14 protein-coding genes and 1 pseudogene are annotated in these 23801 nt (G+C 47.3%); 13 read left to right on the plus strand and 2 right to left on the minus strand.

Annotation, left to right across the window (positions count from 1 at the left end; genetic code table 11):
* The 12 genes from K4A83_RS14915 to K4A83_RS14970 form a co-directional block, all read left to right on the plus strand.
* Nucleotides 1-1236, plus strand: a 1236-nt coding sequence (locus K4A83_RS14915; RefSeq protein WP_265265409.1) for a hypothetical protein, incomplete at its 5' end; no start/stop codon positions are given.
* Nucleotides 1227-1886: a CIS tube protein gene (locus K4A83_RS14920; RefSeq protein WP_265265410.1), complete on the plus strand. Its 660-nt coding sequence runs from the start codon at nucleotides 1227-1229 to the stop codon at nucleotides 1884-1886. The genes K4A83_RS14915 and K4A83_RS14920, both read left to right, overlap by 10 nt.
* On the plus strand, nucleotides 1879-2946 hold the full coding sequence (locus tag K4A83_RS14925) for a phage late control D family protein (RefSeq protein WP_265265411.1): 1068 nt from the start codon (nucleotides 1879-1881) through the stop codon (nucleotides 2944-2946). The genes K4A83_RS14920 and K4A83_RS14925 overlap by 8 nt, the downstream gene beginning before the upstream one ends.
* On the plus strand, nucleotides 2943-3650 hold the full coding sequence (locus K4A83_RS14930; RefSeq protein ID WP_265265412.1) for a phage baseplate assembly protein V: 708 nt from the start codon (nucleotides 2943-2945) through the stop codon (nucleotides 3648-3650). The genes K4A83_RS14925 and K4A83_RS14930 overlap by 4 nt, the downstream gene beginning before the upstream one ends.
* Nucleotides 3650-4036: a GPW/gp25 family protein gene (locus tag K4A83_RS14935; RefSeq protein ID WP_265265413.1), complete on the plus strand. Its 387-nt coding sequence runs from the start codon at nucleotides 3650-3652 to the stop codon at nucleotides 4034-4036. Before K4A83_RS14930 ends, K4A83_RS14935 begins: the two co-directional genes overlap by 1 nt.
* 3 nt (nucleotides 4037-4039) lie before the next feature.
* The gene (locus tag K4A83_RS14940; RefSeq protein WP_265265414.1) at nucleotides 4040-7636 is read left to right on the plus strand and encodes a putative baseplate assembly protein; all 3597 of its coding nucleotides are present in this window, start codon (nucleotides 4040-4042) and stop codon (nucleotides 7634-7636) included.
* 189 nt (nucleotides 7637-7825) lie between these two features.
* Complete coding sequence (locus K4A83_RS14945) at nucleotides 7826-8815, plus strand: baseplate J/gp47 family protein (protein WP_265265415.1); 990 nt, start codon at nucleotides 7826-7828, stop codon at nucleotides 8813-8815.
* A complete protein-coding gene (locus tag K4A83_RS14950) occupies nucleotides 8794-10704 on the plus strand; it encodes a phage tail protein (RefSeq protein ID WP_265265416.1) in 1911 nt (636 codons plus the stop codon). Before K4A83_RS14945 ends, K4A83_RS14950 begins: the two co-directional genes overlap by 22 nt.
* Before the next feature lie 27 nt (nucleotides 10705-10731).
* Nucleotides 10732-11160: a hypothetical protein gene (locus K4A83_RS14955; RefSeq protein WP_265265417.1), complete on the plus strand. Its 429-nt coding sequence runs from the start codon at nucleotides 10732-10734 to the stop codon at nucleotides 11158-11160.
* A 373-nt stretch (nucleotides 11161-11533) separates the two neighbouring features.
* Complete coding sequence (locus K4A83_RS14960; RefSeq protein ID WP_265265418.1) at nucleotides 11534-17653, plus strand: eCIS core domain-containing protein; 6120 nt, start codon at nucleotides 11534-11536, stop codon at nucleotides 17651-17653.
* A gap of 111 nt (nucleotides 17654-17764) precedes the next feature.
* The gene (locus K4A83_RS14965) at nucleotides 17765-18217 is read left to right on the plus strand and encodes a YbjN domain-containing protein (RefSeq protein ID WP_265265419.1); all 453 of its coding nucleotides are present in this window, start codon (nucleotides 17765-17767) and stop codon (nucleotides 18215-18217) included.
* A 137-nt stretch (nucleotides 18218-18354) separates the two neighbouring features.
* Complete coding sequence (locus K4A83_RS14970) at nucleotides 18355-20475, plus strand: ATP-binding protein (RefSeq protein WP_265265420.1); 2121 nt, start codon at nucleotides 18355-18357, stop codon at nucleotides 20473-20475.
* A gap of 191 nt (nucleotides 20476-20666) precedes the next feature.
* Here K4A83_RS14970 and K4A83_RS14975 read toward each other — a convergent pair whose 3' ends face one another.
* Nucleotides 20667-22214 carry a ferredoxin--nitrite reductase gene (locus K4A83_RS14975; protein ID WP_265265421.1) on the minus strand — a complete coding sequence of 516 codons (1548 nt, stop codon included), beginning with the start codon at nucleotides 22212-22214 and terminating at the stop codon, nucleotides 20667-20669.
* 351 nt (nucleotides 22215-22565) lie between these two features.
* Between K4A83_RS14975 and K4A83_RS14980 the strand changes: the two genes are divergently transcribed.
* Nucleotides 22566-23375, plus strand: coding sequence for an E3 ubiquitin ligase family protein (locus K4A83_RS14980; protein ID WP_265265422.1), 810 nt, complete (start codon nucleotides 22566-22568; stop codon nucleotides 23373-23375).
* A gap of 39 nt (nucleotides 23376-23414) precedes the next feature.
* Here K4A83_RS14980 and K4A83_RS14985 read toward each other — a convergent pair.
* Nucleotides 23415-23801: pseudogene (locus K4A83_RS14985) on the minus strand (hypothetical protein); the annotation flags it as partial.

Consider the following 23801-nt stretch of genomic DNA (forward strand, 5'->3'; position numbering starts at 1 on the left):
CCCCCCGCCCTAACTCGACCCCATTCTGAGCCAGCCATTTCCCCTACTGACCCTACAATGCCTTGGGTTCAGCCCATCTCCCCATCCCTGACTCCCCTGACCTCCCTTGAAGGTGAGGGCATCATTCAAGCCAAACAAGATCCCCATCCAGAGCGAGCCATGCCCCCGCTCCTCATTCCAGAATTGCCCCCAACCGGGTCAGCCAATCTCCCCACCCCACCCCAGAAAACCCTCCCCCAAACTCCCCTAGAACCCCAGCAACCCCTTTTCTCAGTCCATCCCCCGCTCCCACCCTCCCGGATAGAGTATCTTGACACAACACCGGGGGAAAGCTCTGCCCCCCTGCAACCCCTAACCCTTCTCCCCCCAGAAAGCAACCTCATTCAGGCTCGGTACGACCTCTCAACCCCAGCCCTATCCTCCCCGATGGCTTGGGATCCCATGCCAGTGGTTCAAGCTCAACCCCTAGTTCCAACCCCGATAGATGCAAGTCCTATTCCGATTCAGAATGTTGTCGTCCCTTCTCAATCCTTCCCCGTGGGACGCGATGAAAGCGAGTTATTGCCCCCCAGAGGTTTAGCCCCCTCAAGGTCGGCCGTCGTGCCGATGATTCATCCCCTCACCACCCCCTCAAACCCCCCGACTCTTGAGCGTGAAAGCTCCACCCTAGGGAAAGGCGACACCAACAATCCTGTCACCCAGCCCTCTCCCCCTCTCCCCCTCTCCCCTGCTCCCCTGCTCCCCCGCTCCCTGTCCTCTAAGCCTTCAGAGCCAGTTTCCGCTCCAGTCAAGCAACCTACCCTACCCATCATTCAGGCCACCGTAGAACAGCCTCCACGCCCCCTTGAACCCTTGGTTTTGTCTTATGCCAACACCACCGTTCCCTTGTCGTTCCGAAGCCCTGGGCAAATCCCGCAGAGGGGAAGGGATAGTCCTTCTGCCCTACCTTCTGCACCCCCTCTCACCCCCGTTCAACCTAGCGCCCTACCCCCCCCTGTATCCACTCAGTCCAGCACGGATGTCACCGCTCCCAGAGGAACAGTCGTCAGTCAGGGGTCCCCTAACAACGGTGGTTTTAATGCTCTGAACACCGTTTCCCCAGTCCCCCTACGGGAACGTGACAAGCAAGGTTTAAGCGAGGTGGATCTGGATGCTTTAGTGACCAAAGTAGAGCGAAAAATACTCAAACGATTAGTTGTTGAAAGTGAACGTCGAGGTAAACGGAAATGGCTCTAGAAAAATTAAAAATTAAAGCGGAAAAGGATCAAGAAGGGGATTTTGCCGAAGAAATCGAAGTTCTCTTTAATCCCAATCAACTGCAAATTGATAAAACAGGTTGGATCATTGGGGATGGTTATCCGGTGGCCGCCAATGAACTGGCCACTTTAACGATTAACTTATTCTTCGATACCACCCTAAGCGGTTCGCCGCCGGAAAATGTGCAGAAACACACTAAGAAAATTTTCAACCTCACCCATCCGAAAATTGGCAACAGTGAAAAACGACCGCCACGCTGTAAATTAATTTGGGGGACAATTGGGGGAAATGATAGTATTTTGCTCCCCGATGGTTTTTTAGAACGAGTGAGCAAAACGTTAACCCATTTCTTAGAAGATGGAACGCCAGTCCGCGCTTTATTGAACTGTACGTTTCGAGAGTGGGCGGATTCTGAAAAACGGAAAAAAGAAGCGAATTTAATTGATGATCCGGTGCGGATTGTCCGACGGGGAGAAACCTTAAGTCGTATTGCTTATGAGGAGTATGGAGATTCAGGCTTATGGCGAATTATTGCGGATGAAAATAAACTCACGAATCCTCGAATTTTAACGCCCGGATTGGTTTTAACCATTCCGGCTTTGAACGGGAGGTTAAAGGGGAATGTCTAACTATTCTGGGGCTAAAACGCTTGCTCCTAATGTGGAAATTTTGGTTCAAGGGAAAAAACTATCGGCGAAAACTGACGCGGATCTGATTGGGGTTCAGGTTTTTGAAGATATTGATGCGCCGAGTATGTTTACCTTGGAATTGATTAGTTGGGATTTGCCGAAGGAAAAGTTTACTTGGGTTGATGATGATTTATTTGATTTGGGCAATGAAGTTGAAATTAAAATGGGCTATGAGAATAGTTTACAGACGGTTATTTATGGTGAAATTACGGGGCTAGAACCTGAATTTAGCCAAGGTTTTACACCTCGCTTGGTGGTGCGAGGTCATGATCTCCGACACCGATTGTTACGAGGATCAAAGACTAAATCTTTTACGAAAATGAAGGATAGTGAAATTTTTAGTAATATTGCGCGGCAGAGGAGTTTAAGCCCCCAAGTTAAGGATAGTGAGGTTCAGCATGATTATGTTTTACAACGGAATCAAACGGATTGGGATTTTTTAAAGGGTCGGGCTGAACGGATTGGTTATGAAATTGTGATTGAGAAAAAAAATATTTCGTTTAAACCGCCTCAAAATGATGGTCAAAAGGTAATGACGTTGAAGTTTAAGGAGAATTTAAGTGAGTTTTTCCCGCGTTTAAGTACGATGAATCAGGTGGAAAAGGTGGAGGTTCGGGGCTGGCTGCCGGAGGATAAAAAGGAGGTGCTAGGAAAGGCAGGAAGTGGGAAAGAGGGGAGTAAGATGGGGGGGCAAAAAACGGGGCCGAAGGTTGTAGAAACGTTTGGGGAATCGACAGCTACTGTTGTTCATCAGCCTGTGGCGACTAAGGCGGAAGCTGACCAAATTGCTTTAGGGCAGTTTAAGGATATGGCGATCGCGTACATCACGGCGGAGGGGACTTGTCCGGGCAATCCCACGCTACGCATTGCTAAGGTGATTGAGATTGAACAGGTCGGAAAACGCTTTAGTGGGCTTTATTATGTGACATCGACAGAACATTTTTATAGTCATAGATCGGGTTATAAAACGTCATTTACAGCGAGGAGAACTGCATCATGATGGGATTTGATTTGTTAATGCCTCCTGACCAAACCGCCCGATTTTATGGGGTGACAATTGCAGTCGTGACCAATATTAAAGATGAGGATGGACTGGGACGAGTTAAGGTTAAATTTCCTTGGTTAACGGATGAAGATGAGAGTCCTTGGGCGCGAGTGATGACTCCGATGGCGGGGGATGATCGGGGGTTTTACTTTTTGCCGGAGGTGGATGATGAGGTGTTAGTCGCGTTTGAGCATGGGGATATGGCATTTCCCTATATTTTGGGGAGTTTGTGGAATGGCAAAGATAAGCCACCGGAAAAAAATGATGATGGGGAAAATAATAAACGTCTGATTAAGTCTCGCAGTGGTCACATGATTATTCTGGATGATACAGAAGATAAGGAACAGGTGATTATTCAGGATAAGAGTGGCAAGAATAAAATTATGATCGACTGTGAAAATGATGAGATGACAATTGAAGTGGAAAAGGATTTAAAGATTAAAGCCAAGGGTAAGATTTCTTTAAAAAGTAGTGATGATGATTTGATTATTGAGTGTAATAATTTGCAGATTAAGACCCAACAAGATTGTGAGATTGAGGCGGGTGCAAACTGTAAAATTAAAGCGCAGACTAAAGCTGAAGTTGAGGCACAATCTGGGCTGGAGTTGACTTGTGCTGCCGGAGTTAAGGTTAATAATAGTGCGTTAGAAGTGATGTGATGGATATTGATTTTTTGGGAGTGGGTTGGTCCTTCCCAGTACAACTGGATGAAAAACAGCAGATTGCGACGGCGAAATATGAGGCGGCGGTGCGACAATCAATTTGGGCTATTCTCAGCACAGCCCGAGGTGAACGGTTGATGCGTCCTGAGTTTGGCTGTCGGATTCATGATCATGTTTTTGCGCCGAATACTTCGGGAACGGTGGGGCAAATTATTAGCGATGTACGGTCAGCTTTGATGGAATGGGAGCCTCGGATTGATGTTTTAGATGTTGATTTACTGCCCCAATCTGCCCAGCCTAATTTATTACAAATTTCGATTCATTATCAAGTCAGAACGACTACGAATGAATTTAATCTGGTTTATCCTTTTTATTTACAATAACGAATGAAGATGTCTTTAGACCCCCCTAAACTAGATCAACGGAGTCGTGAGGAGATTATTCAAGAGACTCTAACGTTGGTGGAATCTTATTCCGATTGGCAAATACCCGGAACCGATGCGCCGGATTTAGGTCTGGCGTTGGTGCGGATTTTTGGTCACATGATGACGGTGGTGCAAAACCATTTGAATGATGTGCCGAATCGGAATCAGTTGGCCTTTTTGAATCTCATCGGGACAGAGTTGGTTCCGCCCCAAGCGGCGCGGGTGCCTGTGACGTTCCGTTTGACTCCGGGGGGGTCAGGGGTATTAATTCCGCCCCAGACGCAGGTGGCGGCCCCTCCGACCACTGGGGAGGATGAGGATGTGGTGTTTGAGACGGAGCAGGAGTTGCTGGTCACAGATACTCAACTGAGGTCAATTTTTGTCATTGAAGATCATGATTACTATAGCCAACGTAACCCAGAAACTCAGGGGGAGGATCTGCCGTTTTGTCCTTGGCATGGGGATAGACCTGTAGACCATTATTTGTACTGGCAGGCTGGGGATCTCTTTGATTTGCCTGAGTTGACCCAAGTCACGGTCACGTTAGAAACGGACTCGCCCGCTAGTGCTGAACAGTTAGCGGGTCGTCTGGCGGATTGGGAGGCCTGGGATGGTCAACAGTGGCAAGGTTTGAGTGGGATTGAGCGGTCGTGGTCGCCGGAATCCGAACAAGTCTTTGTTACCCTCAGCCTACTGCCGAAACTCCAAGAGGTTGAGGTGGATGGGGTTTCTGGGAAATGGTTACGGGTGAGGTTGACCCACTATCAACGGGAACAATTGCCGGAATTGCGAACCATGATGGTGAGTACGGCCGTGGATCAAAGGAAGTCCCCCCAGGCTTGTTTTTTTAATACGAGTTTGCTGGATTTGAGTAAGGATTTTTATCCGTTCGGCACGGCCCCTCAGTTTAATGACACTTTTCGGATTGCCTTAGATGCTCGCCTGATTCAACCGGGGATGGTGATGGAAGTTGAGGCCGAAATGAGCCGCAGCCCTCGCTATACCGATGATCTCGCGGTGGTTTGGGAGGTGGGGCAAGGGGTGCAATGGCAGGAAATTGAGACAACGGATGAGGTGACAAAATTCCGTTGGCTGCCGGATTCGGGGCCTCTGCGTTTTGTTGCGGGGAGTGTGGTGGGGGTGTTTCAGTTTCCCTCGGTTTTGCCCGGGTCTGGGACGGGGGGGGAGGCGACTTACTGGTTGCGGGCGCGGATTGTTGGGGGACAGTATGGCAGTCGAGGCGGAACGCGCCCTTATGTGGTGTATAACGAGGTGACGATGGTGGCTCAGACTATCCCCTCGGGTCAATTGGAAATTGAGGGGGATGACTTAGAGGGGATTGCCCTAGGGGACACCCTCCGCCTGCAATCGCTGGTGGATCCACTCCGTCAGGAGGAGGCGAAAGTGGTTGACCTGCGGCCGGAACAGCAGATGATTGTTCTCAATCATCCCACCCGCCATGCTTACGAAAGCGGCAGTCGGGTTTTGCGGAAATTAACCCTGACGGAATCGACACCGGACACTTTTGACCCGCCGATTCTCCAGAGTTTCAGGCTGACCTATCGCTTTATTCTCCAACGCCCGGCTAGGGTTAAAGCCTACAATGATTTTATTTTTTGTGATGCCACGCCCCTTGATTTATTGCTCCAGCGTCCGGTTCACCGGGGGGAGCGAGTGGTGCAGTTTAAAGAGGTGAGTTTTTTGGCGTTGGGGGAATTGTTGGTCTTTCCGGGGCAGCCTCCAGAAAAACGGCAAATTGAACTGATTGATCAAGGGGGTCAACAGGTTATTTTGCGTGACCCTTTAGAGCAGGATTATCCGGGGGGGACAAGGGTAGCCCGTTGTTTTCATCCCCTGACTCCTCAACTCAATTCGGATTCAGCCCTGTATCTGGGGTTTAATCGTCCCTTCCCTAACCGTGCTAATAGTCTTTATTTTCAAGTCCAACCGCCCCACCCCCAAGAGGTGGCCCCGGGACAACGGCCCGATTCGTTAGCCCACAACAGTCTACGCATTGTTTGGGAGTATCCTAGTCCCCAAGGTTGGCAGCCTTTGGTGGTTCAAGATCAGACTCGGAGTTTTTCGGAAAAAGGGTTAGTTCAGTTTATTGGACCGACTGATTGGATAGAGTCTCCCCATTTTGGTCAATCACGGTATTGGTTGAGAGTCCGCCAACAACTGACTCCTCCGGGTGATTTACCTTGGCCTTTATTGGCTCTCTTCCGGTGGGCTATTACCTACCAACAGTTTAGGTTCTGGGGTCTGATGCGCTATTTCTGCGGCCAAGTGGCTCGTTCCTCAGACTTGACTCCGGCTCCTCGGATTCAGGCGGTGCGCACGAATACGACCTGGGCGAGTCAGTCTATTCATCTGCGCGGGGAGGTGTTGGGATCGAGTAATCATGAACCGAATCAGGTTTTTAGGACCAGTCAGGTGCCGATTTTGTGGGGTCAGCAATTGGAGGTTCAGGAGGGACAGATGCCCTCCTCCTCGGAGCAGCAGGCTTTAAACCGCCTTTGGGGAAGTGATGCTATTAAGCCCAGTTGGGATGAAAATGGTCGTCTGGAAAGGGTCTGGGTGCGTTGGCAGGAAGTGCCGGATTTCTATAGTTCGAGTCCGAGCGATCGCCACTATGTCATCGATCGTCAACTGGGGACGATTCGCTTTGGGGATGGTCAGGGGGGCAGAATCCCTCCTCGGGGTCGCCAAAATATCCGTCTGGCTCACTATAGTATTGGCGGCGGAGTGCGGGGGAATCAAGGAACCCAAACGATCGCCACCCTGAAGACGACGATTCCCTACCTTGATGGGGTAATCAATTGGGAAGGGGCTTTAGGGGGGAGTGACCGAGAATCTGTAGAGCGTCTTAAATTGCGATCACCTAAACATCTCCGACATCGCGATCGCGCCGTCACCGCCCAAGACTTCGCCGACCTCACCTATGAAGCCTCCATCGAAGTCGCCCGCGTCCAAGTCATCACCCCCGAAATGCTCGCCCCCGGCTTCAACCCCCTACTAGAGGAACTGTGGATAGATCCCAACCCTAACCCACAAACCCCCATTCCGGGGAACGAAATCGATGTCTTCAACCATCCCATCCGGGCCGGCCACGTAGACGTGATCATCGTCCCCCATAGCCCCGACCCTCAGCCCACCCCGAACCTTGCCCTGCTCAACCGCGTTGAACAATTCCTCAAAGCTCGCTCTATTCCCACCTTGCACCTTCACCTCTCGGGCCCCAAATGGCAAGAAATCCAGATTATCACCGAAATTGTCCCCCAAAACCTCGCCAACGCCGGAGCCCTTAAAGCCGCCGTCATCAAAAGACTAGAGGAATTTTTGCACCCCCTCACCGGAGGTCAAGAAGGGACAGGCTGGCAGTTTGGCCGTCGCCCCCAACCCTCGGACATCTACGCGGTTCTCGAAGCCATTCCTGAGTTGGGTTATGTCTACTCCCTAGAGATCCAACCCACCCAGACTCTCATTGATCAGCAAACCCTGATCTACTCCGGAGCCCACCAAGTCATTCTTAAAGAGGGAATAGGGAACAGGGAATAGGGGAGCAGGGGAGCAGGGGAGCAGGGGGGCAGGGGAGCAGGGGGGCAGGGGAGAGGATTCCCGACTCCCAACTCCCAACTCCAGACTCCCGACTCCCAACTCCCGACTCCCAACTCCCAACTCCCAACTCCCGACTCCCGACTCCCGACTCCCGACTCCCAACCCCCTATTACCCCCAATCCTAAAACCATGCCCATCCCCAATCCCCCCCTAGAGGAACGCACCTGGGACGACCTAGTAGCCGAAGCCATTAATCGAATTCCCCTCGAAGCCCCCCAGTGGACTGACCATAACCCGTCAGACACCGGGATCATTCTCATTGAACTCCTCGCTTGGCTCACCGAGATGGTTCTCTACCGTCTCCACCAAATCCCCCATCCCAATCAAGCCGTCTTCCTCTCCCTGTTGAAAGGCAAACCCTGGACCCTTCCCCCAGACCTGACCACCACCGCCCAAGCCGCCCTCATCCAAGCCGAAATTCAAAAAACCCTCGCCGAACTCCGTCACCCCTACCGTGCCGTCACCCCCCAAGACTTTGAGCAACTGATCCTCATCGACTGGCTCAAAACCCGCACCGCCCAACAAGACTTTGGCCCTGATGGCGAAATTGCCCGCGTCCACTGCCTCCCTCAACGGGATCTTGACCACGCCGAGATTAACCAAGTCGTTGAGGGTCATATTACCTTAGTCGTCCTCACCCGTTATCCCCAAGCCGATACCGCACTCCTACGGCACACCCTAGGACGCTTCCTCAATCAACGCCGCCTCCTGAGTACCCACCTCCACATTATTGAACCCCACTTTGTCAACGTCACCCTCAACGCCAGTCTTTACCTCGAAGATAGTGCCGATTTCCGCCGCGTGCGAGACATCGCTCACCAGCGCATTCAACAATACTTTGCCCCCCTTGACTCCCAAGACTTTTGGCAAGGTCAAGGCTACCCCTTTGGGGCTGACATTTATCTCTCCCAACTTTATGAACTCCTTGATGGTCTGCCGGGGGTTGATTACGTCGAAGACTTGACCCTAACGGATATTGAACCGGAACGCCAACAGTTTAACGAACAGAATCAAGTCATTGGTCTGTCCATTCAAGACCATGAATTAGTCCGGATTCAGATCGGTGAGATGCAAACCCTACAACGGTTCAGAGAGCAATGGAAAACCAATCCCAATTAAGCAGTTATTTAGAATACCTCCCGGCCTACCTGCAAACCGACCCCTTAATTGGTCAGTTTCTCCGGGCTTTTGAGCAGATTTTGAGTGGGATTCCCTCCCCAGAAGCCCCCCCTTTTCAACCTCACATCCTCACAGCTGACTCAGAATCGACTGTGGGTGTGGAAACCGTGATTTCTGAGATTCATCGTTATTTTGACCCCCAACAAACTCCGGCGGAATTTTTGCCCTGGTTGGCGGGGTGGATTGCCCTGAGTTTACAGGAAGATTGGAACGAGGCCGTAAAACGGCAATTTATCAGCCAAATCGTGCCGCTCTATCGGATTCGGGGAACGGTTCCCGGTTTGAAAAAAATGCTCACCATTTACCTGGAGAATTCTGGGTTGAGTTATCCAGAGCGGACGATTTCGATTTTTGAATTTCCCGATCAGCCCCATTATTTTCAGGTTCAGTTAGCTTTACCCAGTCATCAGGTGATCCAACCGGAGCGTTACTGGCGAGAATGTCGAGCGGCCCAGGCGATTATTAACCAAGAAAAGCCCGCTCATACCTATTACGCGCTGCGGATTTTAACCCTTACGATGCAGTTAAGTCAGGGGTGGGGTTGTTGTTATCCCTTTACCCTGTGGGAAGACCCTTCCCAACAGATCCTAGAACTCGAAGCGTCGGTTCATCTGGATCCTGAAGAGTTTGAGAGTCAATTGGGGCAAGAGATTTTAATTCGCATTCAGGGAACGAAGAAACTGTTAGAACCCAAGGGTAGCCAGAGGGGGCCTGTGGTTCGCCAACGGATATTTTATGACCAGTGGGTGGCGAATCCTCGGGGCTTTTTTGTAGCTTTAGCGAATTTAGGCGATCGCGCCCTCCGAGGGACTCTAACCGTCCATTTGAACTTTACCCTCAACCATCAACCCTTCTCCTGTCTCGTCTTAACCGCACCCTTTGACCTAGAGCCAAACTTGAGAATTTATCGGCCTTGGAACGACTTAGCCGCCATGCCCGGTAATACCCGCCTCGACAGCAACCCCGCCACCACCCTAAAACTGCAAAATGACCCCCCCCTGCACATCTACGAGCCTCAAATCCAGCCCATCGACGGCAACATCCGCCTCGGTTCACAACGCCCTCAAACCCTGCGTTTAGTCCATGATGCCCGACTGCGGATCTATCAACCTCGAACCCTCTGGGACCCCGTAGCACAGACCACTCGCCTCGGTTGGGACACAACATCAACCCTGCAATTGTCCCGTGACCGTCAGACCCCCACCCTCCAGATTTATACTCGCCGTACAGAGTACAAAATTGGCAACACCCGCCTCGGCCCAGCCATCGGCGACACCCTGCGCCTGGTCCCAAACTCCCAATGGTTAGAGCGGATCTACCGCTTCCAGCTTTTCGAGCTTCCCCAACAACAACAGCTTGAGATTGAGGTATGGGTTGAACCCCATCACCCCACCCCAGAAGAAGCCCTGAACATTAACCATCTTTTGCTCCTGCGAATCCAATCCCAAACCGCTAAACTTTCGCCCTTTCCGGGGTCATACTATCCCAACACCCCAAACTTAGAGTTTTCTCCTCAAGGGATTCGCGCCACCCACACCGTCACCTACCAAAAGTTTTTAGAAAATCTTCAGGGGTTTTATGTGGTGTTGACTAATCTCAATCCTCAAATCGTGACCGGAACGGTGACGATTCGGATCAAATTTAAGCTCAATCAGCGACAAATTTCCCTTGTGATTTTAGAAGAAAATTTTGCCCTGAGTCCACGGGTTCACGCCTTAGAAATTTGCCATCAAAATCAGGATGGCACTATGGCAGGGAATACGATTATTGGTCGAGTTACGCCCTATATGCTGCGAAACGCCGTACAAACTGAGGACTGGATCGATTAAAACGCTTAATGTTTGGGGAGATGATGAATGTCTGACTTTATACTAACAACCGGGGATTTAGCGATGTTTAATCCAACCTTTGGGGCGGCTATTGTCACAGTCCGACCCGGCAATTTAAGCGGAACCGGGAAAATGAAGATCAATCAAAAACTGGTCTGTATTGATGGGGATGAAAAAACCGTGATTGTTCCCGGTTGTCCCTATATGACCCCGGTTTACAACATTCCGGGAGTTGGCATCCTCAGTATTGCCTCCCTCGCCCCCAATCAAAAAGCACTCCGCGTCAAATCCAATCATAAACCCGTGTTACTCAAGGGCGGAACCTTTAATGCGAAATTCCAAGTCCTTGTCCCTGCTCAACAACCCACACCCGGAGGACCCGTGCCTGATGCCACTCCTCAGTACGCCGGAACGGGGAGCTTTGTCACCACCAATTTTAGGGTCAAGGGGACCTAAATCCTAGAGAATAGAAACAGAAGGGGAATCAGGGGAGGATTCCCCCTTGGGGAGCTTAAGCAAAGTTGAAAAACACCAGAGGAATGTAGAGAGGGGAATCATGAGGGAGAGGCAACAATCTGAATCCAAAGTTTTAGTCAAATCAGCGACCCCATCGGCGCAGACCCACCAAACGCCACCATCATCATTACAGGAAGATTTCCAAACCCCTTGGGGGAATCAAGCATTAGGGCAAGTGTTACAAGCTCAACGTCACTCCTCCCCAGGGCCACAGCCACTGATGGGGGGGCTGGATCTATTCTCCCCTCGGTCTAGGGGAGTGTCCCCATTTCGCGGTTTATCTGAGGAATTGAATCCCCGAAAGGTAAACAGGGTGCAAGCTAAGTTAAGTATTACCCCAGCAGGCGATCGCCACGAACAAGAAGCCGACCACCTCGCCACTCAGGTCGTGCAAAGGATTCATCAAAAAACTACCCCTACACCCAACCCATCCCAAACCATCCAAGCCAAACCCCTCCCCCCCCAAACAACCCCAACTCCTAGCCCTCTCGGCACAACCGTCACCCCCCAAATTGAAACAGCCATCCGGCAACAGCGAGGTCAAGGACAACCCCTGCCAACCGATATACGCGAACCCCTAGAACAAGCCTTTCAAACCGATTTCAGCCCCGTTCGGATTCACACCGACGAAAAATCCCATCAGTTAAATCACTCCATCCACGCCCTAGCCTTCACCACCGGACAGGATATCTTTTTTAAACGCGGCAAGTACCAACCCCACAGTCGTCAAGGTCAAGAACTCCTCGCCCATGAGCTTACCCATGTTGTCCAGCAAAATTCGAGGGCGAGAACCATCCAACGCAAGGGAGACAGACTACTCAACACCCTAGAACAAGCACCAGCCATCCTCAGCAGTTTGGTTGAAGATATTTCCCAAGAAATTTCTAGTTTTTCCGCCACCTGGTTAGAATCCACACCCACAGAAATTGAACTGTTCCCTTGGCTAAAAATCACTCAACCCGAATTAAAACTAGATCAGAAAGACAAAAACTACGAGCTTGATATTCAGGGAAGAGTAGAACTTAATCTAGGTTCTGATCTAGCAACCATCAAACCCGAGGGAACTTTCAAAATCAATTATCAGAGCCAAACGAAAAAATGGGACTATAAAACTGAAAATATTGGTATCGATGTACAGATTTCTAACATCCTCCAATTCAACGCCACCAACCTCCAATACGACCGCACCCAGAAAAGCATCATCATTGGACAAGCTGGGCTAAAAATCCCCGAACTGAATAATGTCGAGGCCACAGTCAGTCAAGCCAAGATTGACCCCAGTGGTTTGAACTGGAAAGAAGTCCAACTCAAAGCCCCCGATTTAGCCCTAGGGAATTACGTCAGTCTAACCAACGCTCAAGCCACCATTGCCGGAGCTAGTGAAAAGTATAAGTCCAAATTTGAGGGAGACTTTGGCATCAATTTAGGTTCACCCGACCTCCTAGCCTTGAAAGGGAAGGGGCATCTGACCGTGACCTATGAGGAAGGGAAATGGGGATGTCAACAAAAGGACGTTGGCATTGAGGGAACAATCGCTAATCTGTTGAACTTCAGTGCGAGTAATATCCAATACGACCACAGCAGCAAAACCGTCACCATAGAGAAAGCCGGAATTAGCGTTCCCGACCTCAACAACATCACAGCCACAGTCAGTCAAGCCAAGATTGACCCTAGTGGGCTGAATTGGGAACAAGTCCAACTTAAAGCCCCCAAGTTAGCCCTCGGAAATTACGTCAGTCTAACCAACGCTCAAGCCACCATTGCCGGAGCTAGTGAAAAGTATAAGTCTAAATTTGAGGGAGACTTTTGCATCAATTTAGGTTCACCCGACCTCCTAGCCTTAGAAGGGAAGGGGCATCTGACCGTGACCTATGAGGAAGGGCAATGGGGATGCCAACAAAAGGACGTTGGGATTACAGGAACAATCGCTAATCTGTTGAACTTCAGTGCGAGTAATATCCAATACGACCACAGCACTAAAACCGTCACCATAGAGAAAGCCGGAATCAGCGTTCCCGACCTCAACAACATCACAGCCACAGTCAGTCAAGCCAAGATTGACCCTAGTGGACTGCACTGGGAACAAGTTCAACTCAAAGCCCCCAAGTTAGCCCTCGGAAATTACGTCAGTCTAACCAACGCTCAAGCCACCATTGCCGGAGTCAGCGAAAAGTATAAGTCCAAATTTGAGGGAGACTTTGGCATCAATTTAGGTTCACCCGACCTCCTAGCCTTAGAAGGGAAGGGTCATCTGACCGTGACCTATGAGGAAGGGCAATGGGGATGTCAACAAAAGGACGTTGGGATTACAGGAACAATCGCTAATCTGTTGAACTTCAGTGCGAGTAATATCCAATACGACCACAGCACTAAAACCGTCACCATAGAGGAAGCCGGAATCAGCGTTCCCGACCTCAACAACATCACAGCCACAGTCAGTCAAGCCAAGATTGACCCTAGTGGACTGCACTGGGAACAAGTTCAACTCAAAGCCCCCAAGTTAGCCCTCGGAAATTACGTCAGTCTAACCAACGCTCAAGCCACCATTGCCGGAGTCAGCGAAAAGTATAAGTCCAAATTTGAGGGAGACTTTGGCATCAATTTAGGTTCACCCGACCTCCTAGCCTTAGAAGGGAAGGGGCATCTGACCGTGACCTATGAGGAAGGGAAATGGGGATGTCAACAAAAGGACGTTGGGATTACAGGAACAATCGCTAATCTGTTGAACTTCAGTGCGAGTAATATCCAATACGACCACAGCACTAAAACCGTCACCATAGAGAAAGCCGGAATTAGCGTTCCCGACCTCAACAACATTACAGCCACAGTTAGTCAAGCCAAGATTAATCACGAGGGATTGAATTGGGAACAAGTTCAACTCAAAGCCCCCAAGTTAGCCCTCGGAAATTACGTCAGTCTAACCAACGCTCAAGCCACCATTGCCGGAGCTAGTGAAAAGTATAAGTCCAAATTTGAGGGAGACTTTGGCATCAATTTAGGTTCACCCGACCTCCTAGCCTTAGAAGGGAAGGGGCATCTGACCGTGACCTATGAGGAAGGGAAATGGGGATGTCAACAAAAGGACGTTGGGATTACAGGAACAATCGCTAATCTGTTGAACTTCAGTGCGAGTAATATCCAATACGACCACAGCACTAAAACCGTCACCATAGAGAAAGCCGGAATTAGCGTTCCCGACCTCAACAACATCACAGCCACAGTGAGTCAAGCCAAGATTAATCAGGAAGGCTTGAACTGGGAACAAGTTCAACTTAAAGCCCCCAAGTTAGCCCTCGGAAATTACGTCAGTCTAACCAACGCTCAAGCCACCATTGCCGGAGCTAGTGAAAAGTATAAGTCCAAATTTGAGGGAGACTTTGGCATCAATTTAGGTTCACCCGACCTCCTAGCCTTAGAAGGGAAGGGTCATCTGACCGTGACCTATGAGGAAGGGAAATGGGGATGTCAACAAAAGGACGTTGGGATTACAGGAACAATCGCTAATCTGTTGAACTTCAGTGCGAGTAATATCCAATACGACCACAGCACTAAAACCGTCACCATAGAGAAAGCCGGAATTAGCGTTCCCGACCTCAACAACATCACAGCCACAGTCAGTCAGGCTAAAATCGACCCTAGTGGACTGCACTGGGAACAAGTTCAACTCAAAGCCCCCAAGTTAGCCCTAGGGAATTACGTCAGTCTCGACAAAGCCAAAGCCACCATTGGTGGAGCCAGCGAAAAGTATAAGTCCAAATTTGAGGGAGACTTTGGCATCAATTTAGGTTCATCCGACCTCCTAGCCTTAGAAGGGACGGGACATCTGATCCTCAGCGATCAGGAAGGGAAATGGGAATGTCAACAAAAGAACGTTGGGATTACAGGAACAATCGCTAACCTGCTGAACTTTAGTGCCAGTAATATCCAATACGACCACAGCACTAAAACCGTCACCATAGAGGAAGCCGGAATCAGTGTTCCCGACCCAAACAATGCCCAAGTCTCCATCATGACAACCACCGTCAGTCAAGCTAAAATTGACCAAAGCGGCTTGGACTGGGCAAAAATCGAACTTAACATCCCTGAGTTAGCCCTAGGGAATTACGTCAGTCTCGCCAAAGCCAAAGCCACCATTGGCGGAGCTAGTGAAAAGTATAAGTCTAAATTTGAGGGAAACTTTGGCATCAATTTAGGTTCACCCGACCTCCTAGCCTTAGAAGGGACGGGTCATCTGACCCTCAGCGATCAGGAAGGGAAATGGGAGTGTCAACAAGAAAACGTTGGCATTGAGGGCACAATCGCCCAGATTCTAAACTTCAAGGCCAGTAATATCCAATACGACCACAGCAGCAAAACTGTAAGCGTCCAACAAGCGGGAATCAGTGTTCCCAAACTCAACAATGCCCAAGTGACTGTCACTAAGGTTGAAATTAATCAGAAGGGCTTGGATTGGGAAACGGTTACAGTTAGCACTGACACAATCTCAATTGGTAATCTTCTGGCAATCACAAATCCCACTGTTACTGTTGAAGGTCAGGAAACGCAATACAGTACGACGGCCAGTGGGGGTGTGGAGTTAAATTGTGGGAAGTACCTGACGGCTAAAGGGACAGGTATGGTCAAATTAGACCGGACTCAGGCGAACAATAAAGGCAAACTAAAGGTTGAGAAGGCGGAACTCACGGTCAAAGGAAGTATTCAGCTTCCGGGTGATTCCGTATCTTGGCCGAATATCAGTTTGGACTACCCGATTGTGCCGGGTGTAGAAGCGGGTCTGGAACTGGGTATTAATGGAGGAATTGGTGCTAGTTTGGCTGGTTCCATTGCCAAGCAAGCTATACAGGATTGGCAGGTGGGTGTTAATCCAGAAATTAATGGTTTTTTGGCGGTTTCGTTGAAGGCTAAAGCGGGTGTTGGAAGCGCTTATATTGCGGCGATTCAAGCGTTTGTAGCTGGAAAATGTCAAGCTGATTTTCGGGGGGGGCTGAAGCTTGAAGGTCTGTTGAAATACGATGAGGAAAGTCATAAGGTTGATGCCAGTCAATTAAAATCTCAATATTATGCGAAGGCTGAATTTAAGGTTGAAGTATCAGCAGGTGTTCAAGCTCAAGCTTTATACCTTTTTACCAAAAATTTATATCGAATTCGTGCGAAATGTAGTTTAGGCGGTGGGGGAATAGAAGGTCTTCTGGAATTTGATGAAAATGGTAAGCTTGAGATAGGAAAGCCGAAGTTTAGTGGAGTCATTGCAGGCAGTTTTGATAAGGAATCGATTAAGCTGGAGGAGCGGTCTTATGAATTGATTACCCCAGAGAAGGCGGATGCACTTTTACAAGATGCGGCTACACACATTGCTGGTAGTGGAGAAAAGCGCAAGCAGATTATTAATGGGGTTAAAGCTGAATATATCAGAGTCCTGAATGAAACGAAGGGAGTGATTAAGAAGGAAGAGGAGAAGAGTCAAAAATATCTTAAAAATTTAAGTAAAATAGATATTAAGTTGTCTCGATATCATGATTTGATACAGCTTGCTAAGAAAATTGAGCAAGAGGAAACTCGGTTGGAGACTCTGGAAACTCAGCTAGAGCAGGAGTTAGCGGCAGAAGAGGCTAAACTGAATGAACAAGAAATAACTGAGATGAATAAGGCAGAAGAAACATGGAATAAAGACAAGCCCAAATCTGACAAATCAAGTCATTCTGTTAGAAATTTTTTTAAAGACACTTTTCACACTGTAAAAGAAGGGACAAAAGAAGTCTTTGAAACAGCTAAAGATATATTTATTCCGGATGTGTTACGAGATACATACCATGAAATCAAAGATAAGTATGATCTTAAAAAACAGCAACTCAAAGAAAGAATAAATAACAAGAGGAATGAGATCAGGATACGCTACACAGAAATTAAAAAATCTGGAAAAGATAAGTGTGCAAAAATGAAGCTAAAAGCAGCAGAAAGTTTCCCTGATATAGCGGATCAAATCTCTGAAATCAAAACTAAGGCTTCGGATTTGAAAGCGAAGGCTTCGGATTTTAAAAATCACACTAAGGAAAGTATTAAGGAAAAAACTTTGGTGAAGTTGACGGAGCTTGGGATCAAGGATACTAATAGCTTTGTGAAGCGGATTAACAAGTTAACTGAGCTTCAAATTAAATATTCTGAGAAACATGAGTTGCATTCACAATTCCTGCAAAGTGCTATTGAGGCTAGGGAAAAAGCCACTACTGTGTTGCAAGATGTGGAGGCTGCAATTGCCAATTTGCAAAATCTGGAACTGGGTCAAGGAATGAATAATATTGCTGAGATGAATAAGACGCAAGAAAAACTGAATCGTGTTGAGCAGGATTTACTCCAGGATATGGTGAAACTTGATGATGATTTTGAAAAGCAAATTGCTGCCATTGAAAAAGAAATTGCTAACTCTTTAGGGTGAAGTAACGGGGCAGATTTTGAGGGTTGATCAATCTTTGTCTTTTCTCAAGGAAAGAGGTTAAGGGTTTGGAGTAAAATCCAAGTTAGCTATTATTGTTTGAGTTGAGTTTTTATGCTGATACAGGCGACAGAATCGATTCTGGAAAAACAAGGCTGGCAGTTTTCTGTTTTTGGGGATTCGGTCTTAAGAATTGATTTTAATGGTCAGTCTACAACGTGGGTTACTTTGGTGAAGTGTATTGAGCCATATCAACAGTTGCTGATTTATTCGATTTGTCCGAATAAGGTTTCTGTGGATAAGTTTCAGGGGGTTCAGGAGTTTTTGACTCGTGCTAATTTTGGGTTGAAGTTTGGAAATTTTGAGTTTGATTATCGGGATGGTGAGGTGCGATTTAAAACGAGTGTTCAGTTTGCGGGTGAGGTTGATCCTACTGCGATGATTGAGGAGTGTTTGTCAATCAATATCATAACGTTTGAGCGGTATTTAGGGGGACTTTTGCGGGTGATGTTTACGGATATCAGTGCGGAGGAGGCGATCGCAGAAATCGAATCGGAGGAATCTTAGTACATCGCCGATCATTAGGCTTAAACCCCTCTTACACCGTTACTAAAAAAGGGTTGGAGGGGATGTCTCATCGTATCGATATATCTCAGTAAATCGGTATTACGATTAAAGTAGTAGTTGATGTTGACTTAAGTTGTATGGATCAGTTAATTGATTTGTTACGCCAATTAGACCAACGTCTTCATACAGCGATGATGGCTGGGGAAGCGCTGTTCCAAGGGGATTCCCAGGGGGATCCCTATCGGGGAATTCAGATTGGGGAGTTGGAGGTGAAACGACTCTTAACGCAGGCTCCGAGTGAGCCACTCTTTCCCTCTCTTGATAGGGAAGATGGGCGTTTTGTGGTGAGTGGAAGTCCAGATACTTCGGCTTTGGCTTGGCTGCAAGAGGAGTTTAGTTTGGATGAGTTTGATCTGGGTGTGTTGGCGATCGCGATCGCACCAGAACTCGATCGCCGTTATGAACGCCTTTATGTCTATCTACAGGATGATGTTCGGGCGAAACGTCCTACGGTGGATTTATGTCTCAATTTACTCTGCACTTCGGCACTGGAAAAAATGAGTCAGCGCGTTCATTTTGCCCCAGAAGCACCATTGATTCAGTCTGGATTACTTCACCTCATCCCCGATCCCCATCAATCTTTTCCTTCTTTGCTGGCTCATATTATTAAACTAGATCCCCTCGTAATTCGTTTGCTGCTTGGACAGGAAGGACTGGATGAACGCCTCAGTGCTTTTTGTCAAATCATAACGCCAAAAGTCTGTGATGATGATTTACCCTTATCCCCTCAAATCAAAAAGGCTTTACCGGAATTTGTTAAACAAAGCTGGTTGAATAAAGACCCTTTAATTCTCTATTTCTCAGGAGGAGAAGGGTGGCTAAAAGATTGTATGGCTCAAAACATCGCGCAAACTTTAAATATATCTTTATGGAGAGCAAACATCAATAAAATTCCACGCTCAAATATTCAAGAATTTAGCACAGCGTTAAGAGTTTTATTACAAGCTAGCCAGTTGCAAAATATCCTGTTATTTTTGACAGATTTAGATAGCATAAAAACCTCGAATTGTCAAGTATTTTATCAAGAATTACTCGCTCAATTATCTCATTATTCTAGCGTTATTATTTTAAGTGGCGTTTCAGCTTGGGACAATGCAGGTCTAAAGATAAAAGGTATTTTAACGGTTGATTTTTCTGACTTAGATTTTAAGCAACGTCATCACTTTTGGCAAAAGAATTTGCAAGCTTTAAACATTCACTTAAACCCGGAAGATATCGTCAGTTTAAGCGGTCGTTTTCAGCTTAATTGTCAGCAAATTGCCAACGCGGTTACTACGGCAAACAATTATAAAAAGTGGCAAAGTTTAGATAATTCAGAAGCTTTAGACACTATACAAGCCCATGATCTTTTTAGTGCAGCACGCAGAATATCTGATCATTCTTTAGATGAGCTTGCTAAAAAAGTTAATCCTAATTATGTTTGGGACGATATTATTTTATCGACGTACCAAAAAGGTCAACTACAGGAGATTTGCAACCAGATAAAGTTTAAAAATTTAGTGTGGGAAACGTGGGGATTCAAGGAAAAACAATCCTTGGGAAGGGGACTAAATGTCATGTTCTCTGGGCCTTCTGGTACGGGAAAAACTATGGCGGCTGAAGTGATTGCCCAAGAGTTGCAGTTTGATCTTTACAAGATTGATTTATCTCAGGTTGTTAATAAATATATTGGGGAGACAGAAAAAAATCTCAATAAAATTTTTGAGGCAGCAACTCACGCCAATGTTATCCTACTTTTTGATGAAGCTGATGCCTTATTTGGTAAACGGAGTAATGTTAAAGATGCTCATGATCGTTATGCTAATTTAGAGGTGAGTTATCTCCTCCAAAAAATGGAGGAGTATGAAGGGTTAGCCATTTTAACGACTAATTTGTGTAATAATATGGATGAAGCTTTTACCCGACGACTTCAATTTATCATTGATTTCTCGTTACCTAATGAAAAACAACGATACGAAATTTGGCAAAAGGCTTTCCCTGCGAAAACTCCCTGTCATGGGGATTTAGGATTTAGTTTTCTCGCCCATAATTTTGAGCTAACGGGGGGGAATATTCGGAATATTGCTTTAAAATCGGCGTTTTTGGCAGCGAGTGAAGGCCGTAAAATTGAAAGAGTCCACGTTATTCAAGCGGTTCGCCGCGAGTATCAAAAAATTGGTAAAATTTTAAAAAAAGATATCGAAGACGGCTATCTATAGCTATAGGGTTTCCATTTGAGTTTTGTAATCCACTATGCCTATGAGTTGTCTCTTCCCCAACCTACAAACTTGAGAGCGATCGCCATTCCCCAATCAAATGCGGGATCTCCCCCATCAGATATTTCCCAGTCAATCAGCAAGAGGACTCCCGCTAGAACGCGGAGCGTTTAGCGGGAGAATGTCAATTAATCCTACTTCTCCGTTGCTCTAAACTGTTCAACCAAAATCTCTCGCAACACTTCCGGCAACTCATCACAAGGAACCCCCTTGCGGAATAAATTCCCCAACTGAGCATCCTTGCCAACCTTGCCCCCGGTGTAAATATCCACCCCTTCCACCGTTTTCCCATCCTTACGGACTTTCGTGCCTAATAAACCAATATCCCCCACTTGAGGCTGTCCACAGGAATTAGGACATCCAGTCCAGTGAATGCGTACCCGTTGGGGAATATTCAACTCCTGATCTAACTGTTGAGCAATTTTTAACCCTCGCCCTTTCGTTTCAATCAAGGCAAAATTACAGTAATGGTTTCCGGTACAAGAAACAAGCGATCGCACCAAAGGATCCGGACTCACCGTAAACTCCTCCAGCAACGGTTCCGACAGCAACGGTTCAATATTCCCCTCCGCAATAAAAGGTAAAATCACATTTTGTTCAACCGTCAGACGGATTTCACCATTACCATACACCTCCGCCAAACGCGCTATTTCAAACATCTTCTCAGCCGATAAACGACCCACCGGAACGTGCAACCCTACATAATAATACCCCGGCTGCTTTTGGGCATGAACCCCCAAATAATCCTTCTTCTCCTGAGTAATTTCATCCTCCGGAGCCGCAGGTAACAATTCTCGGCCTAAAACCTTCGCCACCTCAGCGCGAAACTTCTCCATCCCCCAATTATCAAGCAGCCACATCAGACGCGCTTTTTGCCGAGTTTGTCGCAATCCCTCAGCCGCCCCATTTTCCGTGTAAACCTTTAAAATCGCACAACTGAGGTCAATCACCTCATCATTGGCCGGCACCCATACCCCCATGGGAATGGCCTCAGCACACCGTTGGGCCGATAAATACCCCCCCACCAACACATTAAACCCTAACTGTCCGTCCCGATAAGCCGGAACAAAAGCAACATCATTAATTTCCGCGTGAATTGAATTATCCCGACCTCCCTCAATAGCAATATTAAACTTGCGAGGAAGATTACTAAAGGCATAATTTCCCTGGCCTTTATTGGTGATCACATCTTGCAATTTATTCAACAACTCTCGCGTATCAATTAGCTCCTCCTCATCCAAACCTGCCACCGGAGAACCCGTTAGATTGCGCACATTATCCATCCCAGATTGAATACTCGTTAAGCCAACCCGTTCTAACTTACTAAATATCCCCGGCATATCCTCCAACCGGACACCCCGTAACTGGATATTTTGCCGAGTCGTCACATCGGCACTGCCATCCTCCCCATACCGTTGGACAATTTCCGCTAAAACCCTCATCTGTTGGCTATTCAGAACCCCATTAGGAATCCGTAAACGCAACATAAACTTACCCGGAGTCACCGGACGGAAGAAAATACCCAACCACTTTAAACGCACTTCTAAATCTGTTTTATCCAGTGCTTCCCAGCCAATTTTTGCGAAATGTTCTAACTCTTCTTTAACTGCTAAACCGTCTTTTTCTAGTTTAGCTTTTTCTATTTTATTAAGTTTAATCTGTCCTTGAGTTGCAGTATTCATTAAAAGTTTCCTTACTCTTTTTCAACAGGAGTTAAACCGAACATTTAGCCCGGCATTTATGACCATTGATTCCTGTAGATTAGGAGAAACAAACAGGGCAATTCGTATCTCCTGTTACATTTTTTAGCATTTTTTGTGTTTTTTGCATGATATCAATGCTTTTACTGCATAGAATCAGCCCACTGGATTTTAGGTGTAGAGATTGGGGAATTCCCGGAATAGTCCATGATCTCTAGACTATACTAAAGGTGAGTAGTGCGACTCCTGCCCAAGGCAGCACCAATGCACTGGTCATTGAGATCCCCTCCTCATCCTGAAACCAAGAACTAGCATTAGCTCTCCGATTCAACCATGATTTTAAGTATTATTGGACTGGTTCTCATCGGCGTTGGTATTTTTGGCTTTTTTCGTCGCAGAACGCTAAAAAATCATCTGTTAAGCCTTAAATTAACCGCTTCTTCTACGATTGCTGAATTGCAGCAGATGCAGCAGAGTATTACACAAGAATTAGGTCAGCCCGGAGCTTTTTGTGAACTGGTTAAACTACGGGGTAAGTTACACTGTAAAAACCCTTTAACGGCTGAATTATCTCAACGTTCTTGTGTGTATTATAAATCATCAATCACGGAAAAATATGAAACGGTGGAATGGGAAAACGATAGTGAAGGAAAACGACGCAAAGTAAGAAGAACCAAGACTAGAAAAGTTAACCACAATGAAAGCCAAATTAGCTTTTTGTTGGAGGATGAAACAGGGAAAATTAAAATTAATCCCAATGAGGCTAAAATTGATGCTATTCAAGTAGTGAACCGCTTTGAACCAGCAAATAGCCAAGGATTATCTATTTCTTGGGGAGGGGTTTCTCTGAATCTACCTACTCGGTTTGATTCAGATTATAGGACGTTAGGTTATCAGTATGAAGAGGAAATTTTACCGATTGATATTGAGATTTCGGTTTTTGGGGAATTACGAGATCAAGATAATGAGTTAGTGGTTAAACGTCCGGCGGATAAAAAACAACCCTTTTTGATTTCCCACAAGTCACAGGATGAAGTGGTTCAAGACCAAGAGAAAGAACTTTCTAATACTATTATCTGGTCTACAGTTTGTCCGATTTTAGGGGTTATTTTGTTGGGAATTGGGCTAATCACAGGAGTTTAGTTCAGAAGTAGCCCACACCGATAATGCAGGTTTATGTGCTTAATCGCCTAATAAGTCGGTTCTGACTGTGCCGTTTGCGCCGAAAATGACTCGTAAATGTAAGGTGCGGTTGTTGGGGACGGGGGAAACAAAGGCACTCCCTAAAGAGGGCATTCCGGTTTGAGCTAGGACTTCTTGGGCTTTGTCACTCATGGGACGAAACCGCTTGAGGGAACCATCCCCGTCTATCCAGACTTGGTATTCAATGGGTTGGTTGAGAGTTTCGGGGGGTTGCCAACGGTTGGCAAAGTAGGCCTGGACTTCGCCGACTTGGGGGTGGGTGTAGCTGGAGGAACTCCAGTATTCACCCCGCATCACGCGCTCAAAGTTTTCCTGAATGGCTGTTGCAATTTGGGGGGAAGTGCCGCGCACTCCTCGGGGGGTGGG

The organism is Spirulina subsalsa FACHB-351, from assembly GCF_026130165.1.
Classification (GTDB): domain Bacteria; phylum Cyanobacteriota; class Cyanobacteriia; order Cyanobacteriales; family Spirulinaceae; genus Spirulina_A; species Spirulina_A subsalsa_A.

What these genes read in the sequence shown, in the direction of transcription:
- K4A83_RS14920 (WP_265265410.1), top strand. Translation starts at nt 1,227, where the DNA reads ATGGCTCTAGAAAAATTAAAAATTAAAGCGGAAAAGGATCAAGAAGGG.
- K4A83_RS14925 (WP_265265411.1), top strand. Translation starts at nt 1,879, where the DNA reads ATGTCTAACTATTCTGGGGCTAAAACGCTTGCTCCTAATGTGGAAATT.
- K4A83_RS14930 (WP_265265412.1), top strand. Translation starts at nt 2,943, where the DNA reads ATGATGGGATTTGATTTGTTAATGCCTCCTGACCAAACCGCCCGATTT.
- K4A83_RS14935 (WP_265265413.1), top strand. Translation starts at nt 3,650, where the DNA reads ATGGATATTGATTTTTTGGGAGTGGGTTGGTCCTTCCCAGTACAACTG.
- K4A83_RS14940 (WP_265265414.1), top strand. Translation starts at nt 4,040, where the DNA reads ATGAAGATGTCTTTAGACCCCCCTAAACTAGATCAACGGAGTCGTGAG.
- K4A83_RS14945 (WP_265265415.1), top strand. Translation starts at nt 7,826, where the DNA reads ATGCCCATCCCCAATCCCCCCCTAGAGGAACGCACCTGGGACGACCTA.
- K4A83_RS14950 (WP_265265416.1), top strand. Translation starts at nt 8,794, where the DNA reads ATGGAAAACCAATCCCAATTAAGCAGTTATTTAGAATACCTCCCGGCC.
- K4A83_RS14955 (WP_265265417.1), top strand. Translation starts at nt 10,732, where the DNA reads ATGTCTGACTTTATACTAACAACCGGGGATTTAGCGATGTTTAATCCA.
- K4A83_RS14965 (WP_265265419.1), top strand. Translation starts at nt 17,765, where the DNA reads ATGCTGATACAGGCGACAGAATCGATTCTGGAAAAACAAGGCTGGCAG.
- K4A83_RS14970 (WP_265265420.1), top strand. Translation starts at nt 18,355, where the DNA reads ATGGATCAGTTAATTGATTTGTTACGCCAATTAGACCAACGTCTTCAT.
- K4A83_RS14975 (WP_265265421.1), bottom strand. Translation starts at nt 22,214, where the DNA reads ATGAATACTGCAACTCAAGGACAGATTAAACTTAATAAAATAGAAAAA.
- K4A83_RS14980 (WP_265265422.1), top strand. Translation starts at nt 22,566, where the DNA reads ATGATTTTAAGTATTATTGGACTGGTTCTCATCGGCGTTGGTATTTTT.